Here is a 13767-nt window from a genome sequence, read left to right on the forward strand (position 1 = left end):
CTGGAGATTCCATGAGTACGACCCTGACCCTGCAGCCCGGCGCGGTGACGCTGGCGCACTGGCGCGCGATCTTCGACGGTGCCCGCGTGCGCCTGGACCCCGCGTCGGCCGAGGCGGTGCGCCGCAGCGCGCAGACCGTGGCCGACATCGTGGCCAAGGGCGAGCCGGTGTACGGCATCAACACCGGCTTCGGCAAGTTGGCCAGCGTACGCATCGAACGCGACGACCTGGAAACCCTGCAGCGCAATATCGTGCTGTCGCACGCCGCCGGCGTCGGTGAGCCGATGCCCGCGCCGGTGGTGCGCCTGATGATGGCGCTGAAGCTGACCAGCCTGGCCCAGGGCGCCTCGGGCATCCGCCCGGAAACGCTCGCCTTGCTGGAAGCCTTCCTGCAGCACGACCTGGTGCCGGTGATTCCGTGCCAGGGTTCGGTGGGCGCCTCGGGCGACCTGGCGCCGTTGTCGCACCTGGCCAGCGTGATGATCGGCGTAGGCGAGGCATTCGTCGGCGGCGAGCGCCTGCCGGCCGCCGATGCGTTGGCGCGCTTCGGCCTGGCGCCGCTGGTACTGGGCGCCAAGGAAGGCCTGGCCCTGCTCAACGGCACCCAGTACTCCACCGCCTATGCGCTGGCCGGGCTGTTCGAGATCACCACCGTGTTCCAGGCCGCGCTGGTCACCGGTGCGCTGTCGGTGGAAGCGGCCAAGGGCTCGGACACCCCGTTCGATCCGCGTATCCACCAGATCCGCGGCCAGCGTGGCCAGATCGCCACCGCTGCGGCACTGCGCAGGTTGATGCAGGGCTCGGCGATCCGTGAATCGCATCGCGACAACGACGTGCGCGTGCAGGACCCGTACTGCCTTCGCTGCCAGCCGCAGGTGATGGGCGCGGCGTTTGATGTGATGCGCCAGGCCGCCACCACGCTGTCGATCGAGGCCAATGGCGTGTCCGACAACCCGCTGGTGTTCACCGATACCAACGAAGCGCTGTCCGGCGGCAACTTCCACGCCGAACCGGTGGCGTTCGCCGCCGACATGCTGGCGATGGCGGTGTGCGAGATCGGTTCGATCAGTGAACGCCGCACCGCGATGCTGGTTGACCCGGCGCTGTCGGGCCTGCCCGCGTTCCTCACCCCGAAGCCGGGCCTGAATTCCGGTTTCATGATTCCGCAGGTGACCGCCGCCGCGCTGGTTTCGGAAAACAAGCAGCGCGCCTACCCGGCCAGCGTGGATTCGATTCCCACCTCGGCCAACCAGGAAGACCACGTCTCGATGGCCGCGCATGGCGCACGCCGCCTGCTGCAGATGGCCGAGAACGCGGCCAACGTGGTAGGTATCGAGCTGCTGGCCGCCGCGCAGGGGTGCGACTTCCACGGTGGCCTGCGCTCCAGCGATGCGCTGGAAGCAGTGCGCCAGCGCCTGCGTGCGCAGGTGCCGACCCTGCAGGACGACCGTTACTTCCACCCGGACATGCTGGCCGCCACCGCGCTGGTGCGCAGCGGCGCGCTGGCCGAAGGGCTGGCCGACATCCTGCCGCAGGTGGAGCCGCTGGCATGACCGCGCATCCGGAGTGGTTGCAGGTGCATGAAGGTGATGCGCCGCTGATCGTCAGCCTCCCTCACACCGGCACCGAGCTGCCCGATGCACTGGCCGGCGATTTCGTGTCGCCGTGGCTGGCCCGCCGCGATGCCGACTGGTGGGTGCATGAGCTGTATGACTTCGCGCAGCGCATGGGCGCCACCACGGTGCGTTCGGCGATCTCGCGTTCGGTGATCGACCTCAACCGCGACCCCAGCGGCGTGTCGCTGTATCCCGGCCAGAACACCACCGGGCTGTGCCCGCTGACCACGTTCGACAACCAGCCGCTGTACCACCCGGGCCGGGAGCCGGATGCCGACGCGATTGCCCAGCGACGCGATACGTATTTTGCGCCCTACCACGCGGCGCTGGCGGCGCAGATCGCGCGCCTTCGCCAGCGCCACGGCACCGTGGTGGTATACGACGCGCATTCGATCCGATCGCACATCCCGCACCTGTTCGACGGCGAACTGCCGCAGTTCAACGTGGGCACTGCCGGTCCCTCCGGCGCGCCGGATACCTCCTGCGACAACGCGCTCAGCGACGTAGTCGAAAACCTGTGCCGGATCAGCGGCCTGTCGCACGTGCGCAACGGCCGCTTCAAGGGTGGCTGGATCACCCGCCACTACAGCGACATCGCCGGCGGCGTGCACAGCCTGCAGATGGAGCTGGCCTGCCGCGGCTACATGCACGAACCCGAACAGGTGGACGTGCACAGCTGGCCCACCCCGCTCGACCCCGACCACGCGGCGCCGCTGCGGCACACGCTGCAGCAGGTGCTTACCGCCTGCCTTGAATTCGCGAACTCCCGGAGTGCTGCATGAGCCGTCACGATTCCACCCGCACCATCATCGCCCCCACCGGCAGCACGCTCACCGCCAAGAGCTGGCTGACCGAGGCGCCGTTGCGCATGCTGATGAACAACCTGCACCCGGACGTGGCCGAGCGCCCGCAGGAACTGGTGGTGTACGGCGGCATCGGCCGCGCCGCGCGCGACTGGGAAAGCTACGACGCCATCATCGAGACCCTCACCCGCCTGGAAGACGACCAGACCCTGCTGGTGCAGTCGGGCAAGCCGGTGGGCGTGTTCCGCACCCATGCCGATGCACCGCGCGTGTTGATCGCCAATTCCAACCTGGTGCCGCGCTGGGCCAACTGGGACCACTTCAACGAGCTGGATAAGAAGGGCCTGGCCATGTACGGCCAGATGACCGCCGGCAGCTGGATCTACATCGGTGCGCAGGGCATCGTGCAGGGCACCTACGAAACCTTCGTGGAAATGGGCCGCCAGCACTACAACGGCAGCCTGGCCGGCAAGTGGCTGTTCACTGGCGGCCTGGGCGGCATGGGTGGCGCGCAGCCGCTGGCCGCGGTGATGGCCGGTGCCTCGTGCCTGGCCGTGGAGTGCCGCAAGAGCAGCATCGAGATGCGCCTGCGCACCGGCTACCTGGATACCTGGACCGACAACCTGGACGAAGCGCTGCGCCTGATCGAGGAATCCTGCACGGCCAGGAAGCCGCTGTCGGTGGGCCTGCTCGGCAACGTCGCCGACGTGCTGGACGAACTGCTGGTGCGCGGGGTCAAGCCGGACCTGCTGACCGACCAGACCTCCGCGCATGACCCGGTCAACGGCTACCTGCCGCAGGACTGGACGGTGGAGCAATGGGACGAGCAGCGCGTGAGCGCGCCGAAGGTGGTCGAGAAAGCCGCGCGCGCGTCGATGGCCAACCACATCCAGGCCATGCTCGCCTTCCATGCGCTGGGCGTGCCGACCGTGGATTACGGCAACAACCTGCGCCAGATGGCGTTGGAAGAAGGCGTGGAAAACGCCTTCGATTTCCCCGGCTTCGTGCCCGCCTACATCCGCCCGCTGTTCTGCCGCGGCATCGGCCCGTTCCGCTGGGCCGCACTGAGCGGCGACCCGGAGGACATCGCCAAAACGGATGCGAAGGTGAAGGAACTGATTCCGGACAACCCGCACCTGCACCGCTGGCTGGACATGGCCGCCGAGAAGATCAAGTTCCAGGGCCTGCCCGCGCGCATCTGCTGGGTCGGCCTGGGGGACCGTGATCGCCTCGGGCTGGCGTTCAACGAAATGGTCGCCAACGGCGAGCTGAAGGCACCGGTGGTGATCGGCCGCGACCACCTGGACAGCGGCAGCGTCGCCTCGCCGAACCGCGAAACCGAAGCGATGGCCGATGGCTCGGACGCGGTATCGGACTGGCCGCTGCTCAATGCCCTGCTCAACACCGCCAGCGGCGCGACCTGGGTGTCACTGCACCATGGCGGCGGCGTGGGCATGGGCTTCTCGCAGCACGCCGGCATGGTAATCGTCTGCGACGGCACCGAAGCGGCCGCCAAGCGCATCGCGCGCGTGCTCTGGAACGACCCGGCCACCGGCGTGATGCGGCATGCCGATGCGGGCTATGAGATCGCGATTGAATGCGCGAAGGAGAAGGGGTTGGATCTGCCTGGGATTCTTTGAACGCATGCCGCCCGGCTTGAGGTCAGCATGGCCGTGCCGGGAGCCCGGGAAACTTGTTTCTCACCCAGGCCGCACGCTCCGCACCTTGGTAGGGTCGCATCCCGATCGACTGCCGATAGCCACGCCGCGCCCCGTGGCGGCATTGCAATGATCGGGATCGCCTCTCCCGAAGCAGCGTGGTTGCAGGCGTCCATGCGTTAAAGGGATCGCCTGCCGTGCGTGCAGTCGTTTGGGAACCGACCCTACCCCCCCCGTTCCTTCGGTGGGTGACGGCGGCGGCGCAACCTGTTAACTTTCGCGACCTCGCGACGGTTTACAGGTGTCGTGCCTGGCCGCCGCTGCCCATTTCGTACCGATTCCAGACGCATGCCTCCTCTCCTGTCGTTGCACCGCCCTACCCTGTCCACGCTGACCCTGGCCCTTTCGACCGTACTGGTTGCCACCGCCTCCGCCGCTCCGGCCGACAGGCCCACAACGCTGGAATCGGTCAACGTCACCGCCGCCGACACCACCGAACAGGCCCGTGCCGCGCTCAAACGCGTGCCCGGTGCCGGCAATGTGATCGACCTGGCCCGCACCGATGGCCGCCTGGCCGGCACCGCCGATGTGCTGGCCTACCAGCCCGGCATCAGCGCGCAGTCGCCCGGCAACGAAGGGGCCAAGGTCTCCATTCGGGGCTCGGGCATCAACCGCGGCCCCGGCGCGCATGCCTCCGGCATCTCGGTCTCGCTGGATGGCCTGCCCCTCACCGGCCCGGGTGGCACCCCCTACGAGCTGCTGGAACCGTTGTGGCTCAGCCGCGCCGAGGTGCTGCGCGGGGCCAACGGGTTTGAAACCGGCGCGCTGGCGTTGGGGGGTGCAATCAACTACGTCAGCCGCAGCGGCCGTGACGCCACCGGCGTGGAACTGCAGTATGAAGCGGGCAGCCGTGGCTACCAGAAGCGCAGCGTGGGCTACGGCGGCGTGGCGGGCGACGTGGACTACTACCTGGCCTACACCGATACCGAATACGACGGTTACCAGCAGCACGCCGCCGGCGACGGCAAGGGTGCGATGGCGAACGTGGGTTGGCAGATCACTCCGCAGCTGGAAACGCGCTTCTTCCTGCGCTACCGCGAAACCAACCACCAGACGCCCGGGCGCCTCACCCGCGCGCAGATCCGCAACGATCCCCGCGCGGCCAACCCGGCCAACCTGGCCATCGATGCGCAGCGCCCGCAGCCGGGCAGCACCTGGCTGGGCAACATGACCACGCTGCAGATCGATGACGATTCCTCGCTGCAGGCGGGGCTGGTCTACCACCACTACCCGATGGATCTCAACGAGAGCCTGTACCGGCAGCAGCTGGATTACACCAACCTCAACGCCACGCTGGATTACCGGCGGAAACACCTGCTGTTCGGGCGCGACAGCGTGACCACGCTCGGCCTGCGCGTCACCCACGACCTGGATGCCGACGTGCGCGAAACCCTGCGCTACCCCAGCAACGGCTACCCCGCCGGCACCCACACCCGCGACTTCTCACACCACGGCACCAACAGCACGCTGCATGTGGGCAATGACCTGGCGCTGAGCGACACGCTGCGTCTGCAGACCGGCCTTGCGCTGATCAACACCCGCCACGACGTGCAGGTCACCTGGCCGAGCACGCCGGAACGGCTGTCGGGCAGCGACTGGGACTACGCGCCGCGACTGGGCTTCACCTGGCAGCAGACGCCCGCCACGCAGTGGTTCGGCAACCTGAGCCGCTCGGTGGAGCCGGCGCACCCGTGGTCGATGATCTGGGGCTCCAACCTGTATTTCGCCCCCGGCAACGGCGCGTCCAGCGGACGCCAACGCGCGCCGGTGGCGCTGGACAACCAGACCGCCACCACGCTGGAACTGGGCGCGCGCGGGGACAGCGCACTCGGCCGCTGGGAACTGACCGGCTACTACGCGCGCGTGCTGCATGAACTGCTGAGCGTGGAAGTCGTGCCGGTGCCGAACCTGTTCGTGGCCGAGAACAACGCCAGCCCGACCGTGCATCGCGGCATCGAGGCCGGGCTGGACAGCACCCTGTGGCAGGGCGCCGACGGTCGCCTCTCGCTGCGCCAGGCGTATACCTTCAGCGACTTCCGCTACCGCCACGATGCCCGCTTCGGCAGCAACCGCCTGCCGGGCCTGCCGCGCCACTATTACCAGGGCGAACTGCGCTTCGATCATCCGGCCGGGTTCTACGCCGCGGTCAACACCGAGTACGCCTCGGCGATGTTCGTGGACTACGCCAACAGCTTCCGCGCCGACAGCCACCTGATCTTCGGCACGCGGGTAGGCTTCGATGCCCCGAACGGTCGCTGGCAGGCCTGGGCGGAACTGCGCAACCTGGGTGATCGCCATTACGCGGCCACTGTGACGCCGGGTTATGACGACGCTGGCAGGGACGTGGCGCGCTCGACACCGGGCGACGGTCGCGGGGTGTATGCAGGCATCCGCTGGCGCTTCAATTGAGGCCAGCGAACCGGTGCCAGTAGAAATACTGGCGCCGGGCGCGGGGATTGCCGTAGCCGCGCGTGCCTGCACGGCGGAGACTGGAGGCCTTCCCTGCCCTGCTGCGGAGCTTCCCGTGAGCCAGATCGCCACGCGTCTCGCCTGTTCCCTCGTGCTCTGCCTGGGTGTTGCCGCTGCAGGGCACGCCCAATCGGTGGGCGACACCGCCGCCACCCGTTTCGCCACGCTCGACAAGAACAGCGATGGCGTGGTGAGCGAAGACGAGTACGACGGCAGCGCGCTGTTCCGCACGCTCGATGCCGATCACAACTACCGCGTCACGGTCGAAGAAGTGCAGGCACTGCTCGGCCCGGACCGCGATGGCCAGCTCACGGCGGCAGACCGCATCCGGGTCGCCGATCTCAATGGCGATGGCGAGCTGAGCGACGAGGAAGTACGCCGCGTGGCGGAGATGCGCTTCCAGTCGCTGGATACCAACCACGACAACGACCTGACCCTGGCCGAGCTGCAGGTAGGGTTCTGGCGGCCCTAGGCAACCGTGCTTCACGGAAGACGCGCATGTGGAATGAGTTCAGCCATGCTTTCCTGGTGATTCTCACCAGCCTGCTGCCGGTGATCAATCCACCTGGCGCGGCGCTGATGGTGCTGGGCCTGTTGCCGCACGCCTCGCCCGCACAACGCAACCGGGTGGCGCGTGCGGTAGCGTTGAACAGCCTGGTGATGCTCGCCGTATCGATCGGGATCGGCGCCTGGGTACTGTCGTTCTTCGGCATTTCGATTCCGGTATTGCGGCTGGCCGGCGGCATGGTCATTGCCGCGACCGGATGGCGGCTGCTGAACGCGCCCGCCCAGCAGGAGCGCACGTCCCTGGCCGGTGCAGCCGAGGCCGAAGCGCGGCAAGGCTTCGACGCCTCCATCGAGTCACAGACCTTCTATCCCTTCACCCTGCCACTCACCGTGGGGCCCGGCGCCATCGCGGTAGCGATTGCCGTCGGCACCACGTCGCCGGCGAAAGGACCGGAAGCCGTGCACGTAGCCGCTGCGGGATGTGCGCTGGTCGTGCTGTGCGCGCTGATCTACCTCTGCATGCGTTACGCCGGCCGCCTGCAGTCGTTGCTGGGGCGCACCGGCATGCAGGTCATGCTGCGCCTGCTGGCGTTTGTCATCCTGTGCATCGGCGTGCAGATCGGCTGGTACGGGCTGTCGGAACTGCTCGGCCGGCCGGCGGCGTGAGCCGCGCCAGCGCCGGCAACGGCACTCAGACCAGCGAACCCAGCATGAAGTAAGGCAGGTACATCGCAAAGAGTATGCCCACCGAGCCCAGCAGGCCTGCGCCAAGGCCCAGCAGCCCGGCCAGGATGCGGCCGGCGAGGGGCGGGCCGAGATGCCAGCACGCCCCCACCAGCGCCGGCGCCAGCCAGGCCAGCAGATAACCCTGGCTGTAGACGCGGCTGATCCACGGCAGTGCCTGGCCGGCGCTGCCGAACATCTCCACGAACTGCGGCAGCAGCAGTGCCCCGAACAGGGTCACCACGAACGCCATGGCCACACTGGCGGCCAACCCCACCCACGGCAGGATGCCGGCACTGCGCTGCAGGAGCGGATGGGAGAGGTTCACCTGCGCGGTTCCAGCGCGCGTTCGACCGCCGCCTGCGCCAACGGCGCCATCCGCGCATATCCCGCCGCAGTAGGATGCACGCCATCGGCCGCGAGGGCTGGATCCAGGCCGCCCTTCGCGTTGGCAAGCGCCGCGTAGTAGTCGAGCCAGACCAGCTTCCGCTCACGTGCGTAGGCGTGCAGCGCCGCGTTCAACGCCTTGACCTTGCCCGCAGGTTGCACGCCTGGCTGCCACGGGTATTCGCTGACCGGCAGCACCGAGGACAAGACCACGGCGATGCCGTGCGCGCGGGCCAGGTCAACCATCGCGTGCAGGTTGTCCTCGATCATCCCCTGCGTGCTCGGGCCGGTGTTGCCGGCGATGTCATTGGTTCCCGCCAGGATCACCACCACCGCCGGATGAAGCGCGATCACATCCTGCTGGAAACGCAGCAGCATCTGCGCGGTGGTCTGCCCGGAAATGCCACGGTTGAGGTAGCCCTTGCCCGGGAAGAAGCCCGGTCTGCCGGTGGCGCCCCACCCTTCAGTGATCGAATCGCCATAGAACACCACGCGCGGTGCACCGCCGACCGGCGCCGGCAGCGCGGCGTTTTCCGCGCGATAGCGCTGCAGTTGCGGCCAGTCGGCAAGGCGCTGCTGCATGAAGCGGACCTCATCCGGTGTCACCTGCGCCACCGGCTTGAGCAACAGCGGGTTGGTGGCCGGGGTTTCAGCAGCAGCGACCATGAGAGGGGCCAAGGTGATGGCAGCCAAGAGCACTGCCGTGCCTGTCCGTGCGTGCATGTCAGTTCGGCCCATACGACGGTGGCAGCGTGGCGGTGCCCCACTGCGTGTTCTTCGCCCTGCCCAGTTCAAACTCCAGCGTGCCGCCCTTCTGCACCACGCTGGCCGGCAGCCAGCTGGCCTCGCTGGGCTTGCCGTCCACGCGCAGCGACTGCACGTACGGTGCGTCCATCGCCGCGCCATTGGCCGTGATGGTCAACGTGGCGCCGGGGCGCTGGATGACCGCTTCGCGGAACAGCGGGCTGCCGATCACCAGGTCGGCACGGCCCGGGTACAGCGGGTACAGGCCCAGCGCCGACCACACGTACCACGACGACATCTGGCCCAGGTCATCGTTGCCGGGCATGCCTTCAGGCGCATTGGTCCAGATCTGGCGCATGGCTTGGCGCACGGTTTCCTGTGTTTTCCACGGCTGGCCGACGAAGTTGTACAGCCACGGTGCCGCCACCGAGGGTTCGTTGTCCAGCTCGGCATGCAACGGGCCGGACTTGGTCACCGCCCATGCGCCATCTTCCTTGCGGAAGAACGCATCCAGGCGCTGGATGGCCGCGTCGCGGCCGCCAAGCGTGGCGATCAGCCCCGCCGGGTCGAACGGCACCATCCACAGGTACTGCGCGCCGCTGCCTTCGACGAACTCCTCATCCGAGGCCGGGTCGAACGCCGGCCAGCTGCCATCGGCATTGCGCGGCTGGATGTAGCCGGCCTGCGCCGTCGCCTTTGGGTTGTACAGGTTGCGCCACCAGCCGGAGCGCTGGCGGAACAGCGCCGCGCCCTGTTTGTCGCCTGCGGCATTGGCAAGTTCGGCAAGGCCGAAATCAGCGGCCGCCATTTCCAGCGTGTCCGAGGCGGTGCCCCAGCCCGGCGCGCCCACCGGCATGTACTTCAGCGCCATCCACTGGTCCAGGCCCGGCCGCTGGCCGACGCACAGTACCGGGCAGCCGCGCCGGCTGAGGTCGCGTTCGGTCGGCACCGTGGCCGCCTGCTTGAGCGAGGCGTAGGCGCGTTTCAGATCGAAGTTGCGGCCACCGAACGCGTGGATCGCAGCGACCGACGGCGGCGACGGATCACCGTTCATCACTCCGGTGGCACCGGTCAGGTGCGTCCAGCGGTCCCACACGCCGCCGTTCTGGTCGGCCTGGTTGAGCAGGGACTGCGCGATGTCCGAACCGACCTGCGGCTGCAGCAGCGTGACCAGCTGCAGCTGCGAGCGGTACACGTCCCAGCCCGAGTAGTTGGCGTACTGCGCACGCTGGCCTTTCGAAAGCGCATGCACCTTGCCGTCCATGCCGCGGTAGCGGCCATCACCGTCACTGAACAGGTTGGGCGCCAGCAGCGTGTGGTACAGCGCGGTGTAGAACACGGTGCGTTCGTCGGGTGTTCCGCCGGCCACGCGCACCTGGCCCAGGGTCTTGTTCCACTCGGCGCGGGTCGCGGCCTGGGTCGCTTCCACGGTGGTGCCCACCGGGCTTTCGCGGCGCAGGTTGGCGCGTGCACCGGCCTCGTCCACGTAGGAAATGCCGATGCGTGCGGTCACCTTCGGGCTGCGCTTGGGATCGAACTGGATCCAGCCGCCTGCACCCTTGCCTACCGGCGGGTGGCCCTGGGTGCCGTAGCTGGTGCCGCCACCGCCTTCGCGCGCGCCCACCTGCACGGTCTCGTCGCGCCAGGTGCCGCCGACCTCGAAGGGCTGGTCGAATTCGGCCACGAAATGCAGGGTGTAATAACTTTCGCGGCGATCCTCGGCGAGGTAGCCGCAGAAGTTGCCGGCGGTGACCGTGCCGCGCACGGTGCGCGTGGCCGGATCGATCACGATGCTCGAATCGGTGCTGCCCACTTCGCTGTCGGAGGTGCGGAACAGCAGGTTGGCCGGCTTGTCGGCCGGGAACTGGAACTGCCCCACCGCCGTGCGCGCAGTGGCGCCCAGGTCCACCACCACGCCGTTGTCGAGCGTGAGCCGGTACGCACCGGGACTGGCCGACTCGCGCTTGTGGTCCAGCACGCTGGCGTAGCGCAGCCCGGCCTCGGCCGACGACGGCGACAGTTCCACCTTGGTGGTGACCGGCATGATCGGAACGTCGCCGCTGGCCCCGGTGCAGCCGGTACCGGACACATGGGTCAGGCTGAAGCCGCGCACGCCGTTGCCGCGCCACTCGTAGCCACCGGGCGCCGCAATGGCGAAGCGCTTGCCCGGCAGCGGGGTCATCTCGGGGCTGAAGGCCACCATGCCGAACGGCATCGACGGACCCGGATACACATTGCCGGCGTTGGTGGTGCCGATGAAGGGATTGACCTCGGCGGCGAGGTCGGCGGCCTGCAGGGCGCAGGGCGCGGCGGTCAGGAAAAGCGAAACGGCAACCAGCATCGAACGGTGCACGACGAACTCCCAGAGCGGAAAGGACGGACCATCAACGTAGCGCCACGACCTGCGTGGCTGGATCGATTGTATCGATCTAAACCCCGCCCGCAATCTGACCAAAGGCACCCCTGTCGCGGGGCGTCAGAACCCGTCGAGGGTGCGCAGCAACGAACCGAAGGTGAGATAGAACGAGTCGTGCCCGCCCTGGGCGCGGCCGTAGCCGAGGAACACCGGCCCAAGGAACGTATCGGCACCGACGAACACGCTGCCGGCACTCTGCATGCCGTCGATGTTCACTTCATCGCGCGTGCGCCAGAACCCGCCCCATTCCAGGCTGCCCCCGACGTACAGCGGAATGGTCAGCAATGAGTCGGCATGGGCCACGCGGCGGTAGTACACCATGCGCGCCAGCGCGGTCTGCGGGGCGAAGATCGCCTCTTCCGGATACCCCGACAGGTTGCCCAGCCCGCCCAGGAAGCCGTAGGTGGCCAGCAGATCGTCGCCACCGTGAGCGGATGAAATGCGCAGTCCACCGAGCCAGCGACTTTCGCCCCGCGCCCAGGCGCCATCCCACTGCAGGCGAGTAACGGCGGCGGGATCATCCGTGCCCAGCGCGTCCAGGTAGTGCTGGCGGGTCAGCGACAGGCGCTGGCCGCGGCTGGGGAAGGCCGAACTGTCGATGGAATCGTGGCGCAGCTGCCAGCCGATGCTGCCCATGTCGGCGCGGTAGTTGCCCAGCTCGCTGGGATTGCCCACATCCAGCCGGGTACGCTCCTGCCCGCGCTCGAGGAAGCTGGCCAGTTCCCAGTCCGGATGCGGCGACCAGGCCCAGCGCAGGCCACCCAGCCATTGGCTGTAGCGGTACTGCGCCAGCGAACCACGCTGCAGCAGCGCCAGGTCCAGATCGGTGGCGCGGTAACGCGCATAGGTCGAGAGCGCGTGCCGGCCGCTGCTGCCAAACGGGTGGTAGTACTCGGCGAAGGCCTCCTCCACCTCGCCCAGCCCGATGCGCAGTTTCAGTTCGGCGCCCTGGTCGGTCAGGCCGGTACGGGTGAACTCGCTGATCAGCTGGTAGTTGCTGCTGCCATCGAAGTCATCGGACAGGCGCAACGCGAAATGCAGGAAATCCGGACCCCAGCGTTTGTCCTGCGGGGCGATGACCAGGCCGAACTGGTCATCGCGCTGGTCCAGCCGCCATTGCACCTGCTCGTAGCGGCCTTCGCCGTAGGTCAGTGCAACCTGGCGTTCGATCCGTTCCGGTTGCAGCGGCTGGCCCAGCTGCGGCTGCAGGCGCTGTTCGATGAAGCGCGGGGTCTGGGTGTCCTCGCGCAGCACGTCGATGAACGCGACGATCGGCGTTTCATAGGCAGGCGGCCGGTGCTGCTCCTGGAAGATCGCGTACTGCGCCGGATCGACCTGGTAGCGCTGGATGCCCGCCACCTCGGCTTGTGCGGCCTGCTCGCCCACGGCTACCGCCGCCGGCGAGTGGTTGAAGTCCTGGCTGCCCATGTCGCCCAGCGGCGGCGTGATCAGCAGATCCTGCGTACCCAGCGTGGCCAGCTGCGCATCGACCACCCGCTTCATCAGCACGCCGGCCATCTGGTGGCTGATCGCCAACGGCGAATCCAGGCGTTCTTCGCTCATCAACGGCGTGCCCACCCGCACCACGATCAGGCGCTGCGCGCCGAGCCGGCGCGCTTCGTCGATCGGCAGGTTGTCGACCACGCCGCCATCCACCAGCAGGTGGTCCTGGTAACGCACCGGAGCGAACACGCCGGGGACGGACATGCTGGCGCGGATCGCCAGCGCCATGTCGCCCTGGCCGAACACCACCTTGTCGCCGGTGACGATATCGGTGGCCACCGCCCGGAACGGGATGGGCAGCTGGTCGAAATCGCGCACCTGCCAGGTGGGCAGCAGCAGCCGGCGCAACAGCATTTCCAGTTTCTGGCCCTGGATCAGGCCGCGCGGAAACGCGATCTTGCCGTTGCTCAGGCCGACTTCGACCCCGCCGAGCAGGCGCAGGTCGTCTTCCTTGCGGCGCATGCTGCGCTCGTTGCGCGGCGGTTTGTCGCGCAGTACGTCGGCCCAGTCGATGCGGTCGAGCACGGTTTCGATTTCATCGGCCGAGTATCCGGAGGCATACAGCCCGCCCACCACCGCGCCCATCGAGGTGCCGACGATGCAGTCCACCGGCACCCGCTCGCGCTCCAGCACCTTGAGCACGCCGATATGCGCCGCGCCACGCGCGCCGCCACCGCCGAGCACCAGGCAGGTGCGCGGGCGGTCGGGGTGCGTGCCGGCGTGCGCATCCGTCGCTGCCTGCTGCGCCCCGGCTGCCAGCGGCAGCAGGAGCGCAGCAAGGACTGCCCACTGACGGAGGAGGCGCACCTTCCTGTGCGACGGACGGGGGTCATCCTGCATGTCAGCTCCTGGCGTCATATTCTGGCCGATGCCCGCACTCT

The 13767-nt window shown here is 68.3% G+C and carries 10 protein-coding genes; 6 read left to right on the forward strand and 4 right to left on the reverse strand.

What is annotated here, in order from left to right:
• The first annotated feature begins 11 nt into the window (after positions 1–11).
• From hutH to SOM39_RS00985, 6 genes are all read left to right on the forward strand, one after another.
• A complete protein-coding gene (hutH, locus tag SOM39_RS00960; RefSeq protein ID WP_068852807.1) occupies positions 12–1553 on the forward strand; it encodes a histidine ammonia-lyase in 1542 nt (513 codons plus the stop codon).
• Positions 1550–2398, forward strand: coding sequence for an N-formylglutamate deformylase (gene hutG / locus SOM39_RS00965; protein ID WP_320457213.1), 849 nt, complete (start codon positions 1550–1552; stop codon positions 2396–2398). Before hutH ends, hutG begins: the two co-directional genes overlap by 4 nt.
• Complete coding sequence (gene hutU, locus SOM39_RS00970; protein ID WP_095362718.1) at positions 2395–4059, forward strand: urocanate hydratase; 1665 nt, start codon at positions 2395–2397, stop codon at positions 4057–4059. Before hutG ends, hutU begins: the two co-directional genes overlap by 4 nt.
• A gap of 366 nt (positions 4060–4425) precedes the next feature.
• Positions 4426–6546 carry a TonB-dependent receptor family protein gene (locus SOM39_RS00975; protein ID WP_320457214.1) on the forward strand — a complete coding sequence of 707 codons (2121 nt, stop codon included), beginning with the start codon at positions 4426–4428 and terminating at the stop codon, positions 6544–6546.
• Positions 6547–6661: 115 nt separating this feature from the next.
• Positions 6662–7078, forward strand: coding sequence for a hypothetical protein (locus tag SOM39_RS00980; protein ID WP_320457215.1), 417 nt, complete (start codon positions 6662–6664; stop codon positions 7076–7078).
• Between the two features lie 26 nt (positions 7079–7104).
• Positions 7105–7779, forward strand: a complete 675-nt coding sequence (locus tag SOM39_RS00985) for a MarC family protein (RefSeq protein WP_320457216.1) — start codon at positions 7105–7107, stop codon at positions 7777–7779.
• Between the two features lie 25 nt (positions 7780–7804).
• On the opposite strand, the gene SOM39_RS00990 is transcribed toward SOM39_RS00985, so the two are convergent.
• The 4 genes from SOM39_RS00990 to SOM39_RS01005 all read right to left on the reverse strand — a co-directional run bounded on the left by SOM39_RS00990 (position 7805) and on the right by SOM39_RS01005 (position 13726).
• Entirely contained in the window at positions 7805–8164 is a 360-nt protein-coding gene (locus SOM39_RS00990) for a hypothetical protein (RefSeq protein ID WP_320457217.1), read from the reverse strand.
• The gene (locus SOM39_RS00995) at positions 8161–8889 is read right to left on the reverse strand and encodes an SGNH/GDSL hydrolase family protein (RefSeq protein WP_320457647.1); all 729 of its coding nucleotides are present in this window, start codon (positions 8887–8889) and stop codon (positions 8161–8163) included. The genes SOM39_RS00990 and SOM39_RS00995 overlap by 4 nt, the downstream gene beginning before the upstream one ends.
• A 58-nt stretch (positions 8890–8947) precedes the next feature.
• The gene (locus SOM39_RS01000; RefSeq protein ID WP_320457218.1) at positions 8948–11320 is read right to left on the reverse strand and encodes a GH92 family glycosyl hydrolase; all 2373 of its coding nucleotides are present in this window, start codon (positions 11318–11320) and stop codon (positions 8948–8950) included.
• Between the two features lie 123 nt (positions 11321–11443).
• The gene (locus SOM39_RS01005; RefSeq protein WP_320457219.1) at positions 11444–13726 is read right to left on the reverse strand and encodes a patatin-like phospholipase family protein; all 2283 of its coding nucleotides are present in this window, start codon (positions 13724–13726) and stop codon (positions 11444–11446) included.
• Positions 13727–13767 lie beyond the last annotated feature (41 nt).

It is taken from the genome of Stenotrophomonas sp. CFBP8994, from assembly GCF_034044835.1.
GTDB lineage: Bacteria > Pseudomonadota > Gammaproteobacteria > Xanthomonadales > Xanthomonadaceae > Stenotrophomonas > Stenotrophomonas rhizophila_A.

Bases quoted from the DNA above. Each gene is read 5' to 3' on its own strand.
- hutH (WP_068852807.1), top strand. From the start codon at position 12: ATGAGTACGACCCTGACCCTGCAGCCCGGCGCGGTGACGCTGGCGCAC.
- hutG (WP_320457213.1), top strand. From the start codon at position 1,550: ATGACCGCGCATCCGGAGTGGTTGCAGGTGCATGAAGGTGATGCGCCG.
- hutU (WP_095362718.1), top strand. From the start codon at position 2,395: ATGAGCCGTCACGATTCCACCCGCACCATCATCGCCCCCACCGGCAGC.
- SOM39_RS00975 (WP_320457214.1), top strand. From the start codon at position 4,426: ATGCCTCCTCTCCTGTCGTTGCACCGCCCTACCCTGTCCACGCTGACC.
- SOM39_RS00985 (WP_320457216.1), top strand. From the start codon at position 7,105: ATGTGGAATGAGTTCAGCCATGCTTTCCTGGTGATTCTCACCAGCCTG.
- SOM39_RS00995 (WP_320457647.1), bottom strand. From the start codon at position 8,889: ATGGTCGCTGCTGCTGAAACCCCGGCCACCAACCCGCTGTTGCTCAAG.
- SOM39_RS01005 (WP_320457219.1), bottom strand. From the start codon at position 13,726: ATGCAGGATGACCCCCGTCCGTCGCACAGGAAGGTGCGCCTCCTCCGT.